We start from the raw sequence: 18,473 nt of genomic DNA, 5'->3' as shown, positions 1-18,473 counted from the left end.
ATGACTGTTACTGAAACCCATCTGCCCGCCCCGAAGGCGCCCGCCACCGTGGAGCACGTCCTGACCCTGGACTGCCCGGAGGGCCCCGGCATCGTCCACGCCGTCTCCGGCTTCCTGCTGGAGCACGGCTGCGACATCATCGACAACAAGCAGTTCGGTGAGCGCACCGAGGGCCACTTCTTCATGCGGGTGCACTTCGTCTCCGAGGGGGACGAGTCCACCCTGCAGGTCCTGCGGGAATCCTTCGCCCCCGTGGCCGACAAGTTCGGCATGCGGTGGCAGCTGGAGCGCCAGGGGTCCAAGCGCCGGGTGCTGATCATGGTCTCCAAGTTCGGGCACTGCCTCAACGACCTGCTCTTCCGGGCGCGGATCGGGGAGCTGCCGGTGGACGTCGTGGCCGTGGTATCCAACCACACCGACCACCAGGCGCTGGTGGAGTGGCACGGCATCCCGTTCCACCACATCCCCCTCACGGCGGACACCAAGCCCCAGGCGGAGGCGCGGCTGATGGAGCTCGTGGACGGCCTGGACGTGGAACTGGTGGTGCTGGCCCGCTACATGCAGGTGCTCAGCGACGACCTGACGCGTCAGCTGGACGGCCGCGCCATCAACATCCACCACTCGTTCCTGCCCAGCTTCAAGGGCGCCAAGCCGTACCACCAGGCGTATGCCCGGGGCGTGAAGACCGTGGGTGCCACGGCGCACTACGTCAACGCGGAGCTGGACGAGGGGCCCATCATCTCCCAGCAGGTGGTGGACGTTGACCACACGTACGGTCCCGAGGACCTGGTGGCCGCCGGCCGCGACACGGAGTGCAAGGCCCTCTCCAACGCCGTGAAGTGGCATTGCGAAGGCCGGGTCATCCTGCAGGGCAACCGCACTGTGGTGCTCCGGTAACTGCCGTGTCGCTGCGCAAATACCGTGACTGGAACCGGCTGGTCGGCATCCCCGTGGAGGTCCGGCAGTACGGCCGGACCATCCGCACCGGCCTGGTGGACGACGTCATGCCGGATTCCTCCATGCTGTGGCTGATGGCCGACTCGTCCCATGGCCGGACTCTTTACAACGCCCACGAGGACTTTGAGGTCTGGATCGAACTGGAGCTGCTCGAAGCGCACCACCTCCTGCAGGTGGCTGCGCCCGTCAGCGTGTAATCCTGGACTGCCCAGAGCGCGGCTGGCTGCCCCACAAGGGCCGCCGGCCGCGCTCTTGCATGTGCCGTCAGCCGTACCGGATGGCGGGCGGCGCTGGGTTTCCCCACCTTTGAGCAAGGACGACGGCGTGTCCCGGCCACACGCCGTCGTCCGGCGGGCAGTCCAGGCCAAACCTGGGGAGATTCAGCAGAAAAAAGAGCGTGCCGCCCGGGGACTTCCGGTCCCGGGCAGCACGCCCCCGGCGGGTTTGCCCGCCAGGGCTTGAAGGTGCGCATCGTCGAAGCCCGGGACCGCATCGGCGGACGGACCTGTCTGGACCACCGGCTGGGCCGCGATCTGGAGATCGGCGGAACGTGGGTCCACTGGACCCAGCCTTACGTCTGGGCGGAGCTGAAGCGGTACGGTATCGGCACGGTCCCCAGCCCGGAGCCGCAGCGCGCGTTCTGGTGGGCCGACGGCGGCCGCCGGGAAGGTGCCCCGGAAGCCCTGCTGGCGCTCATCGGCGAATACAACGGGGCATTCGTCAAGGAGGCCCGCACCTTCTTCCCCGAGCCGTTCAGACCCTTCAACGGGGATGCGTTCAGGGAAATCGACCACATTTCAGTGCAGGACCGGATCCGGGAGCAGTTCGCGCCGGGCCCGGCCCGGGACATCCTTGAATCCTTTTGGGCCCTCAACTCAACGGACCGTTGGACGATGCTGCGCTGACCCAGGCCCTCCGCTGGGTGGCGCTGACAAATGGCGACTGGGCCGTCGACTTCGGCTTTGCCGTGGCGGGAATAACGGACGACGGCGGTGCCGTGACGGTCCGCAGCGCGGACGGCCGCGCCCTGCGCGCAAGGGCCGCCATCGTCACCGTTCCGCTCCATGCCATGGCACCCATCGACTTCGAGCCGCCGCTGGAGGCGGCGAAGGCAGAAGGGGCGGCGCTGGGGCAGGCGGACTGGCCGTTGAACTTCTTCCAGGCTGAATACACGCTCGACGGCGACACGATCGTCGTGGGATTTGGCCCTGACGCGTCGACGATCGACGCATCGGATGCAGCGGCAGTGCAGGCGCAGCTGGCCCGGCTGGTACCCGGCGTCGAGGTCCTGGACGTGGCCACCCATGATTGGGTGGCGGACCCGCTGGCGGGGGAGACCTGGCCCATGCACCGCACCGGGTTCCTCAGCAGGCACCTCGCGGCGATGCAGTCCGCCCACGGCAATGTGTTCTTTGCCGGCTCGGACACCGCAAACGGCTGGGGCGGCTTCATCGACGGCGCCATCGAAAGCGGCATGGAAGCGGCCCTGGACGCCGCAGCACTTCTCGCCGGCCGCCGCAACGCACTGCGCTGACAATCAACAACTGGTCGCTGGCGGACAAGGCGCATCCCCCGCCCGCTGACAAGCTGGATTCCACAGCAATTTTCCCAAGCTCATGACCGTTAAGAAGGATCAAATGAGTATTTCGAATTCCGAGCCCCGGACCATTGACGCTCCGGCCAAGGCGCATTCAACCGCCCTGCGCGCCGGCAGCGTCGGCGTGCTGGGCATCCTCTTCTTCGTCCTGTCGGCCCAGGCGCCCCTGACAGGCATCGTCGGCGCCTCACCGCTCGCCGCAGCGCTCGGCAACGGCGCCGGCGCGCCCGGCGCCTATCTGATCGTGGGCATCGTGATCGTCATCTTCGCGGTGGGCTTCGTGGCCATGAGCCGCAAAATCCAGGCCAACGGCGCGTTCTACGCCTACGTCACCGCGGCGTTCGGCAGGAAGACCGGTGCGGGGGCCGCGTGGCTGGCGCTGCTGGCCTACAACACGGTGCAGGCCGCCATGTACGGGCTCTATGGCGCAGCCTTTTCCGGGTTGCTGGCCTCGATCGGCGTCGAGGTGCCGTGGTGGCTGCTGGCCGTCGCCACCATGGCCGGCGTCCAGGTTCTCGGCTCGCTGAACATCGAACTCGGCGCCCGGGTCCTGGCCCTGCTGGTTGGGCTCGAAGTGGCCATCCTGCTGCTGTTCGGCTTCACCGTCCTGTTCAGCGGCGGCGGTCCCGAGGGCATCAGCGCAGCCGCATCCTTCTCGCCGGAGGCCATCGGCGCCGGGGCGCCCGGGGTTGCCATCATGTTTGCCGTGGCGTCCATGTTCGGGTTCGAGTCCACGGCCATCTATTCGGCCGAGGCTAAGGACCCCGAGCGGACGGTGGCCCGCGCAACGTATCTCTCGGTCGGCGTGATTTCCGTGTTCTTTGCCTTCATCTCCTGGATGCTGGTCAGCTACTACGGTCCGTCACAGGTGATGGACGCCGCCGGTGCGGCGCTTGAATCCGGCGACGCCACGTCCTTCGTGCTGGGGCCCCTGGTGGAACTGTTCGGCCCCTGGGCGGGCATCGTGGCCGGCATCCTGCTGGTCACCTCGCTGCTCGCCGGCATCATCGCCTTCCACAACGGCATCAACCGGTACCTGCACTCCCTGGCGCTGCGTGGTTCCCTGCCCGCCGTGCTGGCCCGGACCAACCGGCACCGCGCACCCGCGGTGGCCGCCTGGATCCAGTCGGCCACCGCCGTCGTGCTCGTGGTGCCCTTCGCCGTCCTTGCCCTCGATCCCGTGCTGACCCTCTTTTCCTGGTTCAGCGGGCTCGCTGTCGCCGCGCTGCTGGTGCTGTACATGCTGTGCTCGGTGGCCGTCGTCGGCTTCTTCCGCAGCGAACGCGCACAGCTGTGGCAGACGCGCCTTGCTCCCGCCCTTGCGACGGTACTGCTCGGCTGGGTCCTGTTCCTGGTGGTCAGCAACTTCACGGCCCTGATCGGCGGCAGCACGGAGACGGCCAGCGCCCTGTTGTCGGCCGTGCCCGTGGTCTTCCTGGCCGGGGTGCTGCTGGAGTGGACCGTCCAGCGCCGCCACGCCGCCCCCGTGGCCCACGCGCTTACTTAACCGGCAGGGGCTCTCCGGCACTGGCCCGGCGCGGAACACCAATTCCGCGCCGGGCCAGTGTGTGTGCGGCGAGGAACATACCGGCCAGCAGCGCCGCCGCCACCCCTGACGCCTCGAGCGTCCGAGGCCAGTTCCCGGTGAGTCCCAGGAAGGCGGGAATGGTGGCCGTGACCTGGCTGGCGAGGACGACCGCCCACCCCGTAAACGGGTCCAGGCGGTGCGCGCCAAGGGCCAAGGAGGCGAAGAGGAGCGCCCACAACACCGCCCAGCACACCCACAGCACGGCCAGCAGCGGATCACTGCCGGACCAGGCGCCAGCGAGCAGCAGCCCACACAGCGCCACCATTCCGCAGAACCAGCCCAGGCCCCGCGACCCCAGCTCCAGCAGGGCATCCAGCCCGGCGTACAGGTACGTCATCCCGAACAGGAACATGCCGGCGGCGGTGAGCAGCGTGCCTGCGGCGGTGCTGCCGGCGGAGAGATGGACGACGCCGAGCACCAGTTGGATGGCGCCGACCGCCATGCTGCACACGGCCGCGTCCCGGCGGGGCAGGTGCCCCAGGGTGGCGAGCCCGTTGACCAGCAGCGCAACACCGGAGAGCAAAAGGCAGATGTAGGGCATCAGGCTGTCCCCCCGTGCGGCGCGGCCGAGGCACGGGGCATAAGTCGAAACTTCTTTGTCACATGACGGAGGTTAGCGCCACCCGCGGCGGAGCGCCTATCGGCCCTTGGTTGTAATTGGTTGGGAGGGACTGCCCCGAACGGTGTACGGCTTCAGGCGCCGCGGCGCCACTCGCTCGGTGATACGCCGAAGGCATCCCGGAACGTGCGGCTGAAGTGTGCGGCGTCGAGGATTCCCCAGCGTGCTGCCACCGCGCCCACGGACTTTCCCGCATGCAGCGGATCCCGGAGTTCCCGGCGCGCCCCCTCCAGCCGCTGGGTCCGGATCCAGCTGGCCACCGTGGTCCCGGATTCGTGGAAGACGTTGTGCAGGTGCCGGGTGGAGATGAAGTGCGCCGCCGCGATGCTTGCCGGCGAGAGCAGGGGATCGGAGAGATTGGCCTCGATGTACTCACGGACCGACACGGCCAGCAATGCCTGCGGCTTCATCCGGTCCGGGGTGATGTCCATTTCCGCGTGGAGCATGGTGGACACCAGGTCCAGGGCGTTGGCTGCCAGCCGGGAACCGCTGGGGCCGTTGAGAACGTCCAGGTTCGCGGACAGCTGCCGGATGAACTGGCCGACAATCCCGCTCAGGCCCCCGGCAGCGGCCATCCGCACCGCCGCGAGCTGCCCCACATAGTCGGCGGGCAGGGACAGGGCCTCGCAGGGAAACATCAGCACCATGATGCGGGTGCTGTCTTCAAAAGCGAGGGTATAGGGCCGGCTGGTGTCGTAGATGGCGAGGTCGCCGGGCTGGAGTACTGCTTCGCGGTTGTCCTGGATGAGCAGCCCCGTCCCCTCGAGCTGCAGGTTCAGCTTGAAGTAGCGCTCGTGGGCCTGGGCGATGAGTGCCGGCGTGCGGTGGACTTCATGCGATGTGGCGGTAACTTCCACGATGGACATCCGGTCCAGCACCCGGGAGCGAATGCGGCCCTGGAAGCCGTCCACATCCGTTGTCCGGGCGGTGAGGGGCACGAACGATTCGGCCACCAGGTGCTTCCAGTGGTCAAAGGACGCAGCCACGCTGGTGGTGAGGTCCTGAGTGCTGTGCCGGGCCGCTGCCGTTGTTGCCATGGATGTTCCTCGCACTGGGTTGCCGCTTGCCGTTCCCCCAACTGTGTCGCATGACACAGCCCCTTCAGGCTAAAGCGGGGCAGCCTTATTTTCAACACTTGGCGAAAAAAGAATCCGCGGCTCTCAGGCGGGTCCAAGCTTGCCGTGCCATGCTCCGCCCATGGACTCCAGTGCGGCTTCCCGGACCAGCAGGCACGACTTCAACTCCCGCACGCACCGATCAAGCCTGAGGATGCTGGTGATGCTCGGCGCCGGCCTGCTTACCGCAGCGCTGGTGGGCATCGGCGGCAACTGGGCCTACGCCCCTGCCCTTGGCTGGGCGGCGGCCTCGGCCATCTACCTGGTGTGGGTCTGGAGCGTGATCGGCCGCCTTGATCCGGCGGCTACCGCTGCGCATGCGCGCCGGGAAGACCCCGGCCGCGTGTTCTCGGATGCCCTGGTCCTCACTGCCACGCTGGCCAGCTTCGCCGGGGTGGCGCTGATCCTCAACGACGCTTCCCGCGCCCAGGGGCCCGGCAAGGATGCCATTGTTGCGATGGCACTGGGCAGCATCGCCCTGTCCTGGTTCCTGGTCCAGACGCTTTTCACCCTGCGGTACGCCGCCATCTACTACCGCGACCGGACCGGCGTGGATTTCAACGAAGACACGCCGCCGCGCTACGCCGACTTTGCCTACCTGGCCTTCACGGTGGGCATGACGTTCCAGGTGTCGGATACCAGCCTCAATACCAGGGCGGTCCGCGGGACCGTCCTGCGGCAGGCGCTGCTGTCCTACCTCCTGGGAGCGATCGTCCTGGCCACTACCATCAACCTGGTCTCGGGGCTGATTCACTGACCGCCAGGACTATTCTGGGCCCATGGCGGAGATCAAAATGAACTGGCACCACCGGCACAAGGCCGGCCTGAGTGCCGGTGACAGGGCTGCTGACACGCTGCGCAACGGCATGGGCAGCTGGCCGTTCGTGGGAATTTTTGTGGGCTTCATGACGCTGTGGGCGGCGGTCAACTCCTTCGTCCTTGCAGCGGACGCGTGGGACCCCTACCCGTACATCCTGCTGAACCTCTTCCTGTCCATGCTGGCCGGCCTGCAGGGTGCCATCCTGCTCATCGCCGCCAAGCGCCAGGACGCCATCGCCTCGGCGATGGCACAGCATGACTACGAAACGGACGTGCGCGCCGCGGCGCATATCGAAATGCTGATGAACATCAACGCCGAACAGCTGCAGCTGCTGCAGGAGCTGCGGGCCATGGTGGACAGCCGCGGCCCGGAAGAAGCCGCCGGAAACCGGCCCTGAACACGCCGATGGGTGCAGCTCCGGCTGGAGCTGCACCCATCGGGAGCGGCCAATCAGTCGCGCTTGAACGCGTCCTTGACCTTTTCGCCGGCCTGCTTCAGGTCGGCTTTGGACTGGTCGGCCTGCCCTTCGGCCCGCAGGCTTTCATCGCCCGTAGCCTCGCCGGCAGCTTCCTTGCCCTTGCCGCCAAGCTTCTCGGCGGCGTTTTCGATCTTGTCATCCAAGCCCATGAGATGCTCCTTGCCTTCGTACCCGCTCCGGTGTCCCGAAGCCTGACCCGTCAATAGTAAGCATGCTTTCAGTTATTGCGTCCACTTCGGGCCGGAATTCCCGGCAAACTCGCAGGCTCGCCCGCGGGTGCGGTCAGCTGCGGAGCAGGGCGAGGTAGCCCTCAAGCTGTCCTGCGTGCCCGAAGTCGGTATCGCCGGGCGGCGCCAGGGCGGCCTCGATCTGGGCGCCCAGCAGCATGTTCAGCAGCTGGCCGGCCAGCAGGGAATCGTCGACGGCGGCGCGCACCTCGCCTGCCTCCCGCGCCTCTGCGAGGTGGCGGCGGATGGTGTGCAGCCACTCGTCCATTGACTGCCGGTGGATCTGCGCCTTTTGGGGATCGTTGACAGCTTTTTGCCAGAACGGGATGACGATCCGCGCCTCGTTGATGCGCTCCTCGTCCAGCGGAAGGACCTCGAGGCAGAAGGCGCGGAGGGCGTCCATTCCGGACTTCCCTGCGGCGACCTCTGCGATGCGCTGGTTGGTCCGGTTGAACACGTGGCCGAAGGCGAATTCGAGCAGTGTGTCCTTGGTGGGGAAATACGGCTTGAGCGCGCCGTTGGCGAAGCCGGCCTCCATGGCAATCTCGCGCATGGTGGCGCCTTCGAGGCCGTTCCTGGCGATGATCCGCCAGGTGGCGTCCACGAGCTCCAGGCGGCGCTCGTCATGGTCCACTATCTTCGGCACCGCAGCAACTCCCCGGAAATACTTTCGCCCAGACTCTTGTGAGCCATGTTACGGACGTTTATTCTCTACAACTATAGAAAATAAAACCAGTGGCCGGAAACGGCCCGGACAAAGGTTCTCCCATGACGCTTGCACCAACCGAAACCACCCGAGCCTTCCGCCTGGCGACTGCAGAGGAAATCCTGGACGTCCGCTCCATCCTGCAGTCGGAAGGCCATTTGGGCCCGCAGCAGCGGATCGCCTATCTTGGCCTGATGGACCCGGCCCGGGGCGCGGCTCCGGACGATGCGGACCGCCGCTTCCGGGTCTTCATCCACGACGTCTCCGGGGCTGCGCCGCGCGACGTCGTCGTCTCCGTGACGCACCGGTTGGTGCTGTCCGCCGTCGAACTCGACACCGCGGTGACCGGCGAACTCCCGGTCCTCGAGGAGGAGTTCGAGGTGGTGGAGTCGCTTCTTGCTACTGATGGCCGCTGGCTGGAGGCGCTCGCCGCCCGGGGCCTTGACGTGGAGAAAGTGCGCGTGGCGCCGCTGTCCGCCGGCGTCTTCGAGTACGCCGAGGAGAAGGGCCGCCGCATCCTGCGCGGTCTCGCCTTCGTCCAGGATTTCCCGGAGGACAGCGCCTGGGCGCACCCCGTGGACGGCCTGGTGGCCTACGTGGACGTGGTCAGCAAGGAAGTCACCCGGGTGATCGACCTCGGGGCCATGCCCATCCCCGCCGAGCACGGCAACTACACCGACCCCGAACTGACCGGCCCCATCCGCGAAACCCAGAAGCCCATCAGCATCACCCAGCCCGAAGGGCCCAGCTTCACCGTCACGGGCGGCAACCACGTGGAATGGGAAAAATGGAGCGTTGACGTCGGCTTCGATGTCCGCGAGGGCGTGGTCCTGCACAACCTGGCCTTCCACGACGGAGGCAGGCAGCGGCCCATCATCAACCGCGCCTCGATCGCCGAGATGGTGGTCCCGTACGGCGACCCCTCACCCGTCCGGTCCTGGCAGAACTACTTCGACACCGGCGAATACCTGGTGGGCCAGTACGCCAACTCGCTGGAACTGGGCTGCGACTGCCTGGGCGAGATCACCTACCTCAGCCCCGTCATCAGCGACGCGTTCGGCAACCCGCGGGAAATCCGGAACGGCATCTGCATGCACGAGGAGGACTGGAGCATCCTGTCCAAGCACTCCGACCTGTGGAGCGGCGTCACCTACACCCGCCGCAACCGCCGCCTGGTGATCTCCTTCTTCGCCACCATCGGCAACTACGACTACGGCTTCTACTGGTACCTCTACCTGGACGGCACCATCGAGTTCGAGGCCAAGGCCACCGGCATCGTCTTCACGTCCGCGTTCCCTGAAGGCGGCTCGGACAACATCTCCCAGCTCGCGCCGGGCCTGGGGGCACCCTTCCACCAGCACCTCTTCAGCGCCCGGCTGGACATGGCCGTGGACGGCTTCACCAACCGCGTGGAGGAGGAGGACGTGGTCCGCCAGCCCATGGGCCCGGGCAACGAGCGCGGCAACGCCTTCACCCGCAGGCGCACCCTCCTGGCCCGCGAATCCGAGGGCGTCCGGGAAGCAGACGCCCGGGCCGGCCGCACCTGGATCATCTCCAACCCCGAATCCCGCAACCGGCTGGGCGAACCGGTGGGATACAAGCTCCACTCGCACAACCAGCCCACGCTGATGGCGGACCCCGGCTCGTCGATCGCCAAGCGCGCGGCGTTCGCCACCAGGGACCTGTGGGTCACCCGCTACGCGGAGGAGGAACGCTACCCCACGGGGGACTTCGTCAACCAGCACGCCGGCGGCGCCGGCCTGCCCGCCTACGTGGCCCAGGACCGCGACATCGACGGCCAGGACATCGTCGTCTGGCACACCTTCGGGCTGACACACTTCCCGCGGGTGGAGGACTGGCCGATCATGCCCGTGGACACCGTGGGCTTCAAGCTCCGGCCTGAGGGTTTCTTCGACCGCAGCCCCGTCCTCGACGTCCCGGCCAACCCGAACCAGCAGGCCGCGACCTGCCACAGCGAAGGCGGCAGCGGTGGCTGCCACTAGCCTGGCCTCCGCAACGGCAGGAAGTACGACGGCGGCAGGACGGGCCCGCGCCAAAGGTCCCGTCCTGCACCGGCGGCTGGCCGCGGTAGTAACCGCGGCGTCCTGCGCGGCCCACCTGTGGCTCGCCGTGTCGGGGCAGCACGGCGTCTGGGTGAGCGCGCTGATGCTGGCCCTCGCCGCCGTGTGTATCCCGTGCACTGTCCACATCTGGCGGCAGGGCCGGCTGGGCGCGCTGCGCCAGGTCATTGTGGCCGCCATCGCCATGGCCGCCCTGCACGCTGCCCTGCTGCTCGGTGCGGGCGGCCTGCTTGGAGCGGGCGGTGCCGGGCACGCCCACGGCGGGGCGCCGGCGTCGTCCGCTGTTGCTCCCGGTGCGGCGCAGCTGCTGCTGGTCATCGCCGTGGAACTGGCGACGGCGCTGCTGGCCGCCACCCTGGTGGCCCGGCTGCGGCGGTCAGCTCGCGCGGTGGCCTGACTCAGCCGGCTGCTGCGCCAAGGGGCCGGGCCACGTGCAACCGTTCGTGGTCCAGGAGCCACTGGAGGGATTCGAAGATGGCCTGCTCGGGTTCGTACCGCGGCGCATAGCCAAGCACCGACGCGGCTTTGTCGATGCTGAAGCAGTGGCTGCGGTTGAGATGGCCCCAGCTCGACTCGGCGTACTCCCGTGAGGTGTTTTCACGGAACCGGTCCCAGTCGACAGTCTCCAGCACGGCTGCGTGCCCGAACCAGGCCGCGGCGATGTCGGCGTAGCCGCGGACGGTCAGCGCGGTGGGCGCGACGATGTTGAAGTCCTCGCCGGACGCCGCCTCCCGCCGGGCGATGGCCTGCTCGAAGGCGTGGGCAACGTCGTCGGCGTGCACGTGGTGCATCAGCTCCGCGCCGCTGCCCGGAACCCGCAGCGGCTGCCCGGACGAGAGCGCCTGCCAGACGGCAGGGTCAAGGTTTCCGAGCGGACCGATCGGGTGCCACCCCGGCCCCACGATGTGGCCGGGGTGCAGCGACGTGGTGGCCAGGCCGCCGCTGGCCGTCTCCTCCTGCAGCATTACGGCGATCCGGTGCTTCTGGATGCCGTACTCGCCAAACGGTTCCGCCGCCGAGTCCGAGCCTTCCCTGATGGGCAGCTTCAGGCTTTGCCCGTACCGCCAGATGGAGCCGCAGTGCAGCAGGTGCCCCACCTCGCCGCGCAGGCGGTGCACCAGGGCCGCTGCCGATTCGAGCGTGAAGCAGACCAGGTCCACCACCACGTCCGGTTTTAGTTTCGCCACCCGGTCCGCGAAGGTCCCGTCCCGGTCCTCCCGCACCCGGTCAGCGATGACCGGGTGCACCTGCTGCCACTCGGGCGCATCGGTGTAGGCCTTGCTGGTGCCGCGGCTGATGTTCGTGACGTCGTGGCCGGCACGGACCAACCGGGGGACCAGGAACGAACCGATGTGTCCGCTGCCGCCGATAACGGTGACTTTCATGTGGCTGGCTGGCTCCTTTGTCTCAGGCGGGCTTGGCGAACTCGGCCGCGCTCATCACTTCATAGCCGACGAACGTCTCATTGTTTTCCACCCATGCATCATGCCCGGCGGGGATGGCATAGGCGTCACCGGCACGGATGGTCATTTGGCTCCCGTCCTCCAGCTGCACGGTCAGGGTTCCGGCGGTGCAGAAGCCCAGGTGGTTGACCTGGCAGCTGTCCGTATGGACCACCGTCTTGACTGTTTCCGACCAGCGCCAGCCGGGCTCGAAGGTGAAGCGGCCCAGCGTGGTACCGCCCAGGGTGACGACGTCCACCTGCGTCATGGGCGGGCGGCGCTTTTCGTCGGGCTCGTTGAAGGACTTGGATTCGAGGTCCTTGACCGTTACAGCAGGCATTTCCGGCTCCTCAGGAGGGAGTAGTTATGAAATTCGTACCCAGGCCCGCTGAGCCGCCCCGGGAATGGCCCGGCAGGGCGGGATGTGCCCGTCCAGAACCTGCCGAACCTTGCGATGCAACGATCCCAATGTGCGCTTGCCCGCACCCGATGTCAATGACGCCCTTCCGCCTGGAACCATTCGCGCGCCGGGTTGGTCACGTCGGGGGCCGCGCGGTGCAGGCCGGGCTGCGCGGCCCACTTCACGCCGTTGGCCAGGACCCGCTGGACCTGCGGGTGGTGGTACACCGGGTACTCCTGGTCGCCCGGACTGAAATAGAAGATCCGGCCCTTCCCGCGCGTGAAGGTCACGCCGGACCGGAACACCTCGCCGCCGGCGAAGGAACTGATGAAGATCAGGTCGTCCGGGTCCGGGATGTCGAACAGCTCGCCGTACATCTCCTGCTCCGGGATGACGATGGGACTGTCCACGCCCTCGGCGATGGGGTGCGACGGCTTCACGGTCCACACCAGTTCGCGCTCGCCCTCGTTCCGCCAGGCCAGCGAGCAGCTGGTGCCCAGCAGTTTGGTAAAGATCTTCGCGAAGTGCCCCGAGTGGAGCACGATCAGCCCCATGCCGCCGAGCACGTGCCGGTGGACGCGTTCAACGACGGCATCGCCCACCTCGGCGTGCGCCATGTGGCCCCACCAGAGCAGGACGTCGGTGTCAGCGAGCACCTCCTCGGAAAGGCCGTGCTCTTCGTCCGTGGCGAGGACCGCCGTCGTGATGTCCGCGTCCGGGTAGTACTGACGGAGCCCGGCGGCGATGGCGCCGTGGATGCCGTCGGGGTAGATGTCGCCGATGTGGGCGGGCTCGTTGTTGGCCTCGTGGACGCCTTCGTTCCAGACCCGGATCTTCAGTGTGCCGTTCATTAGAGTCGAACCTCCCTCTGCTCCAGCGCCGACTGGTAGCACGCGTCGATGATCTGTGCCCGGTAAAGCGCCAGGGAGCCATCGTGCCTGGCCCATTCCTGCGCTCCGCCGCGCACCGCGGCAACGAAATCCTCCACCACCGCATCATGGGCGCGGCCGGGCAGCACGGTGGGCACGTAGTCGGCGGACTCGCCGTCCTTGTCGGTGAAGACCCGAAGCTGGCCCACCGGCGGGAACGGTGCGCCCTGCACCTTCATCTCCGCGCCGCCGTCGGTGCCGTACACCGTGAAGTCGAGCAGGTCGTCCGTTTCCCGGTACGTTGCCCAGGCCGCCTCGATGAGGAGCGTCCTGCCGCCTTCGAGCCGGAGGAACGCGGACGCGAAGTCCTCCACTTCGAAGGGGTGGCTGGTGGCCTGGGCGCTGTACCGGCTGCCGCCGCCCCTGCCCTGCGGGCCGAGCTCCGAGTGGGTGGCGGCCGAGACGGCCAGCACCTTCGGTTCGCCGAGCAGGTGCAGGGCATAGTCCAGCGCGTGGACGCCGATGTCGGCCAGCGGTCCGCCGCCGGCAAGCTCCGGGTTGGTGAACCAGCTGCCCAGGGTGGGGATGCCGGAGCGGCGGAGCCAGGATGCCTTGGCGTAGTAGGGCCGGCCCAGCCCGCCGTCGTCGATGACGTCCTTGAGGGCCTGGATGTCCCCGCGGCGGCGGTGGTTGAAGGCGACGTCAAGGACGCGGCCGGCCTTGCGGGCCGCGTCCACCATGGCCTGGCCTTCGACGGCGTTGCGCGCGATGGGCTTCTCGCTCAGTACGTGGATGCCCCGCTCCAGGGCTGCGATGGCAATGGGTGCGTGCAGGAAGGTGGGCACCGCCACGCTGATGGCGTCCAGGCCGCCGTGGTCCAGCATGTCCTGCCAGTCGGCGAAGGCGTTCGGAATGGAGTATTCGGCCTGCAGGGAATCACGGAGTTCCTGTTCCATCCCGGCCAGCGCGACGATGCGCACGCCGTCGAGGTCGTCGTAGGCCTTCAGGTGCTGCTGGCCGGCCCAGCCGATGCCGACGACGCCTACCCGAAGTTCCGGTGCTTCTCCTGGCGTGGGCGGCTGGTGGCCGGGGGACTGGTCGTGGTTCAAGGGGTGCTTCCTCTTCCGTGGCGAGGTCTGGGATGGCTTTGGAATCGATTCCAAAGAAGGTCGGGGTTGTTGTGTCCGCTGTCATGGAATCGATTCCAAAATCTTGTCAGGAGCCGCGCGGGGACGTCAACCCCCTGTCAGTTTTTTGTGGAGTCCCTGATCACGAGTTCGTGGGGGAGGAAGATCCGCCCGCGGCGGTGGGCCCCCGGCTCCGTCATCCGCGTGAGGAGCGCGTCGAACGCCACCCGGCCCATCTCGTAGGCGGGCTGCCGGATGGTGGTGAGCTCCGGGACGCACATTTCGGCCTGGACGGAGTCGTCGAACCCGGCCACGGCCAGGTCTCCGGGGACCCGCAGCCCGGCGTCGGTGATTTCCCGGACGCAGCCGGCCGCCACCGTATCGCTGCCGCAGAAGACGGCGTCGGGCAGGCGGTCCAGGGCCAGGAGATCCCTGGTGAGCCGCCGCCCGGCATGGAAGTCGAAGTCGCCATCCGCGAAGAGGGTCTTTTCGGCCGTGAGTCCTGCTTCGGCGAGGGCCTCGCGGAAACCCTGTTCGCGCAGCCGGCCGGATCGGGCCGCGCGGTTGCCGATCATCGCCAGTCTCCGGGCGCCGGTTTTGATGAGGTGCCGGGTGATCTCGTATGCGGCCTGCCGGTCATCAATCGAGACGCCGAAGGCGGCTTCGGAATCGACGATTTCGCACAGCTGCACCACGCTGAGCTGGGTGGCCAGCACCTCGACGTCGGCGTCATCCATGGCGGGCGAAAAGGTGATAAGCCCGTCCACCGAGCCGTTCCGCAGCATGTCGACGAGCTGCTGTTCCCGCTCCTGGCTCCCCGACGTGGGGGCGATAAGGCTGACATACCCGGCTGATGCCGCGGCGTCGCCAACCCCGCGGAAGGCCTCGCTGATGATGGGGGAATCGAGGTTCTTGGCGAGGGCCAGGATGCGCATGGTCCGGTCGCGGCGCAGGTCGCGGGCGGAGGCGAGTGGCCGGTAGTTGAGCTGGCGGATGGCCCCTGCCACCTTTTCCCTGCTCGAGGCGCTCACTGCCGGGCTTCCGTTCAGGACGCGGGACACTGTGCCCACGGACACGCCCGCCGTTTTGGCGACGTCCTGCACGGTGGCTCGAGCCATTCCACTTGTCCTTCCGCGGCCAAGGGCCGTAGCTGCCCAGCGCGGCGTGGCTGGATTTTTTCAGCTTAGCCGCCGGGGGCCGCCGTCGGGCCTTCCTTCGAAAGCGTGCCTGCCGTGACGCACTCCCGGTCCACCGCCGGCCGAAACACGCATTTAACGTTCCGGTCCGACGCGCGAAACGTCCGCTTGGCTAATCTGATGCAACAAGGTTTACTCTTAGCTAACACCAACCCGGACAGGACTGTTTCGATGACCAGTGTCGCAACCCCTGCTGTAACCCCCACGCCCGGTGTCCCGGGCAGTCTCGAGGCGCCCGCGCTGACCGAGGCGCCCACCATCTCCCTCGCCGACATCGCCCGCGCCCACGATGTCCGCTTCCTCCTCGCCACCTTCGTGGACATGACCGGCAAGCCCTGCGCCAAGCTCGTCCCGGTGGAGGCCGCCGACGAACTCGAAAAGGGCGCCATGGGCTTCGCCGGCTACGCGGCCGGCCTCATCGGCCAGAAGCCGCAGGACGCCGACCTCATCGCCGTTCCGGACCTCGCCTCCTTCACCCCGGTCCCTTTCATCAGGGAGGGCCTGGCGATCATCCACTGCGACCCGCACGTGGACGGCAAGCCCTGGCCCTACGCCCCGCGCATCATCCTGAAGAACGCCCTGGGCCGCCTCGCGGACAAGGGCATGCAGGCCAAGGTCGGCGCCGAGGTGGAGTACTTCCTGGTGAACAGGAACGACGACGGGACGCTGAGCACCGCGGACACGCGCGATGATTCGCCCCGGCCCTGCTACGACGCCCGCGGCGTGACCCGGATGTACGAGCACCTGACAGCGATCAGCGACGCCATGAATTCGCTGGGGTGGGGCAACTACGCCAACGACCACGAGGACGCCGCCGGCCAGTTCGAACAGAACTTCAACTACGCCGACGCCCTCACCACCGCCGACCGGGTGGTTTCCCTCCGGTACATCCTGAACATCCTCGCGGAGCAGCGCGGCATGACCGCCACGTTCATGCCCAAGCCGTTCACGGACCGCACCGGCACCGGGCTGCACTTCCACCTCTCGCTGTGGTCGGACGGGCAGGCGCTGTTCCCGGGCGGGGAGGAAAAGACGGACGACGGCGGCCACGGGCTGGGGCTCTCCGGCCTCGCCTATTCCTTCATTGGCGGAATCCTGGACCACGCCCCGGCGCTGCAGGCCTTCCTGGCCCCGACGGTCAACTCCTACAAGCGCACCGGCGCCACCACCAGCTCCTCCGGCGCCACCTGGTCGCCGCGGAAGGCCTCCTACGGCGGCAACGACCGCACCCACATGATCAGGGTGCCGGACAACAAGAGGATCGAACTGCGCTCCGGCGACGGTTCGGCCAACCCCTACCTCGCCATCGCCACGGCCATCGCCGCCGGGCTGGATGGCGTGGATAAGTCCATCGACCCGGGCACGCCGTCCGGACCGGGAGACTCCAGGCCGGACGCGCACTTCCTGCCCGCCACCCTGCTCCACGCCGTTGAGGCGCTCCGCCGAGACCCCGTGATCCTGGCCAGCCTCAGCGGCAGCAAAGAGATCGGCGCCTACTACGCCGACGCCAAGGAAGAGGAGTTCCTCAGCTGGCACAACCAGGTCAGCGACTGGGAAATCCGCACCTACCTCACCTCGATCTAATCCCTGCCACGTACTAAGAAAAGGACTCCCACCATGTGCGGAATCGCCGCGCTGCAGCTGCGCAATCCCTCGCTGCACCCCCGGATGGGCAGCCTGCTGTCCTCGATGCTTTGCCAGATCGTGGACCGCGGCCCCGACTCCGCCGGCCTGGCCGTCTACAACACCCCCGGCCTGGTCTCCCCGGGCACCTCCACCCTGAGCCTGCTCGGCAGGGACCAGGGAATGACGACGGCGGCACTCACCTCCGGTCTGCAGGCTTTGCTTCCAGCAGGTGTTGAAGCAGCCGTGCAGGTGGTGGGTGACACCACCCTGGTGGGCGCCGCCGTCGGGACCGACCTGCTGGCCAAAGCCGTCACCGAAACCCTGCCGGGCGCCACCATCATTGGCCGCGGCGAACACGTGGCCGTGATGAAGAGCGTGGGCCACCCCATGGCGATCGCCGCAGAACACGGTCTGGAGGCCATGGCCGGCAGCCAGGGCCTGTCCCACACCCGGATGGCCACCGAATCCGCGGTTACCGCGGGCGGCTCGCACCCGTTCTCCGTGGCCGACGACCTGTGCCTGGTGCACAACGGCTCCTTCTCCAACCATGCCACCGTCCGCCGGGACCTCAAACGCGAAGGCGTGGTGTTCGACTCCGAGAACGACACCGAGATCGGCGCCCGCTACGTCGCCTCCCGGCTCAAGCAGGGCGACACCCTCGAGGATGCCCTGGTGAACCTCGGCAAGGTCCTGGACGGCTTCTACACCCTGGTGGTCACCACCGCGGAGAGCATGGCCGTGGTCCGCGACCCCATCGCCTGCAAGCCCGCCATCATCGCCGAAACCGACGACTACGTGGCGATGGCCTCCGAATACCGCGCCCTGGCGGCCCTGCCTGGCATCGACAACGCCCGCATCTTTGAACCGGAACCCGGAAAGGTCTACACATGGTCACTCTGACAGCCCCCGAAACCCTGGAAACTGCAGCTACTGCTGAGGCACACGCCGTCGTCGACCTTTCCGACGCCCCGGTCCGCGGCCTCAACCAGGACCTGCACCACGCCGTCGACGGACAGTCCTGGACCGTCACCAACCCCGGCGGCAAGCACAGCCTCGCCGTGGGCATCAACGCCGACGTCACCGTCACCATCGATGGCCATGCCGGCTACTACGCCGCCGGGATGCACCAGAAGGGAACCGTGACCGTCAACGGCAATGCCGGCGTCGGACTGGCCGAGAACATCATGTCCGGCACCGTCCACGTGACCGGCGACGCCTCCCAGTCCGCGGCGGCCACCGGCCACGGCGGCCTGGTGGTCATCGACGGCAACGCCGGCGCCCGCTGCGGGATCTCCATGAAGGGCGTGGACATCGTGGTGGGCGGCAACATCGGCCATATGTCGGCGTTCATGGCGCAGGCAGGCCGGCTGGTGGTCTGCGGCGACGCCGGGGATGCGCTGGGCGACTCCATCTACGAGGCCCGGATCTACGTCAAGGGCACCGTTGCTTCCCTCGGTGCCGACTGCATCGAAAAGCCGCTGCGCGAGGAACACCTGGCCGAGCTCGCGGACCTGCTGGCCGCCGCGGGCCGCACCGACAACCCGGCCGACTTCAAGCGCTACGGCTCAGCCCGGAACCTGTACCACTTCCACGTCGACAACTCGACCGCCTACTAGGAGGCCCAC

General features: G+C 67.8%; 21 protein-coding genes. 12 read left to right on the top strand and 9 right to left on the bottom strand.

Going from position 1 to position 18,473, the window contains the following annotated elements; translation table 11 throughout:
* The 5 genes from purU (at window position 1) to ACYSM9_RS05235 (ending at window position 4,061) form a co-directional block, all read left to right on the top strand.
* Entirely contained in the window at window positions 1-897 is an 897-nt protein-coding gene (gene purU / locus ACYSM9_RS05255; RefSeq protein ID WP_461855956.1) for a formyltetrahydrofolate deformylase, read from the top strand.
* 5 nt (window positions 898-902) lie between these two features.
* Entirely contained in the window at window positions 903-1,154 is a 252-nt protein-coding gene (locus ACYSM9_RS05250; protein ID WP_461855955.1) for a hypothetical protein, read from the top strand.
* A gap of 267 nt (window positions 1,155-1,421) precedes the next feature.
* The gene (locus ACYSM9_RS05245) at window positions 1,422-1,862 is read left to right on the top strand and encodes an FAD-dependent oxidoreductase (RefSeq protein WP_461855954.1); all 441 of its coding nucleotides are present in this window, start codon (window positions 1,422-1,424) and stop codon (window positions 1,860-1,862) included.
* Window positions 1,844-2,491 (top strand): FAD-dependent oxidoreductase, encoded by a 648-nt coding sequence (locus ACYSM9_RS05240; protein WP_461855953.1) that lies wholly within the window; start codon window positions 1,844-1,846, stop codon window positions 2,489-2,491. Before ACYSM9_RS05245 ends, ACYSM9_RS05240 begins: the two co-directional genes overlap by 19 nt.
* Window positions 2,492-2,594: 103 nt before the next feature.
* Complete coding sequence (locus ACYSM9_RS05235) at window positions 2,595-4,061, top strand: APC family permease (RefSeq protein ID WP_461855952.1); 1,467 nt, start codon at window positions 2,595-2,597, stop codon at window positions 4,059-4,061.
* Here the strand turns inward: ACYSM9_RS05235 and ACYSM9_RS05230 are convergent.
* Both ACYSM9_RS05230 and ACYSM9_RS05225 read right to left on the bottom strand, forming a co-directional pair.
* The gene (locus ACYSM9_RS05230) at window positions 4,054-4,683 is read right to left on the bottom strand and encodes an AmiS/UreI family transporter (RefSeq protein WP_461855951.1); all 630 of its coding nucleotides are present in this window, start codon (window positions 4,681-4,683) and stop codon (window positions 4,054-4,056) included. The genes ACYSM9_RS05235 and ACYSM9_RS05230 overlap by 8 nt on opposite strands.
* Before the next feature lie 152 nt (window positions 4,684-4,835).
* Window positions 4,836-5,798: an AraC-like ligand-binding domain-containing protein gene (locus tag ACYSM9_RS05225; protein ID WP_461855950.1), complete on the bottom strand. Its 963-nt coding sequence runs from the start codon at window positions 5,796-5,798 to the stop codon at window positions 4,836-4,838.
* A gap of 160 nt (window positions 5,799-5,958) precedes the next feature.
* On the opposite strand from ACYSM9_RS05225, the gene ACYSM9_RS05220 reads away from it, so the two are divergent.
* Entirely contained in the window at window positions 5,959-6,633 is a 675-nt protein-coding gene (locus tag ACYSM9_RS05220; RefSeq protein WP_461855949.1) for a DUF1345 domain-containing protein, read from the top strand.
* A gap of 22 nt (window positions 6,634-6,655) precedes the next feature.
* Window positions 6,656-7,093 (top strand): DUF1003 domain-containing protein, encoded by a 438-nt coding sequence (locus tag ACYSM9_RS05215; RefSeq protein WP_461855948.1) that lies wholly within the window; start codon window positions 6,656-6,658, stop codon window positions 7,091-7,093.
* 53 nt (window positions 7,094-7,146) lie between these two features.
* Here the strand turns inward: ACYSM9_RS05215 and ACYSM9_RS05210 are convergent, their stop codons facing one another.
* Together ACYSM9_RS05210 and ACYSM9_RS05205 are read right to left on the bottom strand one after the other, a co-directional pair.
* Entirely contained in the window at window positions 7,147-7,323 is a 177-nt protein-coding gene (locus ACYSM9_RS05210; RefSeq protein WP_461855947.1) for a CsbD family protein, read from the bottom strand.
* Between the two features lie 133 nt (window positions 7,324-7,456).
* A complete protein-coding gene (locus ACYSM9_RS05205; protein WP_461855946.1) occupies window positions 7,457-8,047 on the bottom strand; it encodes a TetR/AcrR family transcriptional regulator in 591 nt (196 codons plus the stop codon).
* Window positions 8,048-8,169: 122 nt separating this feature from the next.
* On the opposite strand from ACYSM9_RS05205, the gene ACYSM9_RS05200 reads away from it, so the two are divergent.
* Together ACYSM9_RS05200 and ACYSM9_RS05195 are read left to right on the top strand one after the other, a co-directional pair.
* Complete coding sequence (locus ACYSM9_RS05200; RefSeq protein ID WP_461855945.1) at window positions 8,170-10,110, top strand: primary-amine oxidase; 1,941 nt, start codon at window positions 8,170-8,172, stop codon at window positions 10,108-10,110.
* Window positions 10,097-10,585 (top strand): hypothetical protein, encoded by a 489-nt coding sequence (locus ACYSM9_RS05195; RefSeq protein WP_461855944.1) that lies wholly within the window; start codon window positions 10,097-10,099, stop codon window positions 10,583-10,585. Before ACYSM9_RS05200 ends, ACYSM9_RS05195 begins: the two co-directional genes overlap by 14 nt.
* Window position 10,586: 1 nt before the next feature.
* On the opposite strand, the gene ACYSM9_RS05190 is transcribed toward ACYSM9_RS05195, so the two are convergent.
* From ACYSM9_RS05190 to ACYSM9_RS05170, 5 genes are all read right to left on the bottom strand, one after another.
* Window positions 10,587-11,573: an NAD-dependent epimerase/dehydratase family protein gene (locus tag ACYSM9_RS05190; protein WP_461855943.1), complete on the bottom strand. Its 987-nt coding sequence runs from the start codon at window positions 11,571-11,573 to the stop codon at window positions 10,587-10,589.
* A gap of 22 nt (window positions 11,574-11,595) precedes the next feature.
* Window positions 11,596-11,970: a cupin domain-containing protein gene (locus tag ACYSM9_RS05185; RefSeq protein ID WP_461855942.1), complete on the bottom strand. Its 375-nt coding sequence runs from the start codon at window positions 11,968-11,970 to the stop codon at window positions 11,596-11,598.
* Window positions 11,971-12,122: 152 nt separating this feature from the next.
* A complete protein-coding gene (locus ACYSM9_RS05180) occupies window positions 12,123-12,881 on the bottom strand; it encodes a ThuA domain-containing protein (protein ID WP_461855941.1) in 759 nt (252 codons plus the stop codon).
* Window positions 12,881-14,008: a Gfo/Idh/MocA family protein gene (locus ACYSM9_RS05175; protein WP_461855940.1), complete on the bottom strand. Its 1,128-nt coding sequence runs from the start codon at window positions 14,006-14,008 to the stop codon at window positions 12,881-12,883. Before ACYSM9_RS05175 ends, ACYSM9_RS05180 begins: the two co-directional genes overlap by 1 nt.
* A 137-nt stretch (window positions 14,009-14,145) precedes the next feature.
* Window positions 14,146-15,144 carry a LacI family DNA-binding transcriptional regulator gene (locus tag ACYSM9_RS05170; protein WP_461855939.1) on the bottom strand — a complete coding sequence of 333 codons (999 nt, stop codon included), beginning with the start codon at window positions 15,142-15,144 and terminating at the stop codon, window positions 14,146-14,148.
* 249 nt (window positions 15,145-15,393) lie between these two features.
* On the opposite strand from ACYSM9_RS05170, the gene glnT reads away from it, so the two are divergent.
* From glnT to ACYSM9_RS05155, 3 genes are read left to right on the top strand one after another with little or no spacing between them, the layout of a single operon-like run.
* Complete coding sequence (gene glnT, locus ACYSM9_RS05165; protein ID WP_461855938.1) at window positions 15,394-16,806, top strand: type III glutamate--ammonia ligase; 1,413 nt, start codon at window positions 15,394-15,396, stop codon at window positions 16,804-16,806.
* Between the two features lie 33 nt (window positions 16,807-16,839).
* Window positions 16,840-17,748 carry a class II glutamine amidotransferase domain-containing protein gene (locus ACYSM9_RS05160; RefSeq protein WP_461855937.1) on the top strand — a complete coding sequence of 303 codons (909 nt, stop codon included), beginning with the start codon at window positions 16,840-16,842 and terminating at the stop codon, window positions 17,746-17,748.
* Window positions 17,736-18,464 carry a GltB/FmdC/FwdC-like GXGXG domain-containing protein gene (locus ACYSM9_RS05155; RefSeq protein ID WP_461855936.1) on the top strand — a complete coding sequence of 243 codons (729 nt, stop codon included), beginning with the start codon at window positions 17,736-17,738 and terminating at the stop codon, window positions 18,462-18,464. The genes ACYSM9_RS05160 and ACYSM9_RS05155 overlap by 13 nt, the downstream gene beginning before the upstream one ends.
* Window positions 18,465-18,473: the final 9 nt, after the last annotated feature.

This window comes from Arthrobacter sp. C152 (assembly GCF_054890965.1).
The sequence above is the reverse complement of the archived record's forward strand: the minus strand, read 5'-3'. Positions and strand labels throughout refer to the sequence as shown.